This is a genomic window from Vibrio sp. 2130-1 (assembly GCF_033339515.1).
This window is the reverse complement of the sequence record NZ_JAWOUT010000605.1, coordinates 1-551: the sequence shown is the minus strand read 5'-3', so window position 1 is coordinate 551 and position 551 is coordinate 1. Positions and strand designations below refer to the sequence as shown.

Sequence of the window (551 nt, the reverse complement as noted above, 5' to 3'; positions counted from 1 at the left end):
GCTTAATTTGTGAATGGTGGACACAAAAAAAGAGAACCGGTTGATGACGGGTTCTCTTTTTGTGTTCGATAGAGGTTCAACTCTCGGAATCATTTTTAGCAGTGAAGCGAAATTTGTCTGAAGCGCTTTTAAGTTGTGTAAGTACGAGAGTGGATTACTTCAGATCGATGCTGTTGAGTCGGCCCATAAAAGTGAGGATTTCTAAGTTCTCTTTGTGGGCTTCTAGTAGTGCCTTTTTCGTTTGCATGTAAGCGGCAAGTTTGCCGTATTTGTTAATCGAACGTACTACCGTCTTGTACTTGTATTCACCCTTATCGTTAAACTCGCGCCATTTCGCAATGTAACAAGTGTCTCGGTTGTCTGGGTTCTCGAGGGTTGGGTTAGGCTTATGAACGATTTTAGGCTCAACGCTGTGCGGCAGACGCGTCATTAAGTACGGGTCTTTTAATAGACGTCGCCAAAACTTGCCCCACATTTCTCTACCCAACTCATTTCTTAGTTTGATGGCTTTCTTCAAGCCCTTTTTCTCTCCAATACGAACAAAACCCACT

The 551-nt window shown here is 43.2% G+C and carries 1 protein-coding gene; it reads right to left on the bottom strand.

The genetic code is table 11. From position 1 onward, the window contains the following. Positions 1-154: 154 nt before the first annotated feature. Positions 155-550 carry a hypothetical protein gene (locus tag R7Q09_RS27660; protein WP_005454009.1) on the bottom strand — a complete coding sequence of 132 codons (396 nt, stop codon included), beginning with the start codon at positions 548-550 and terminating at the stop codon, positions 155-157. Position 551 lies beyond the last annotated feature (1 nt).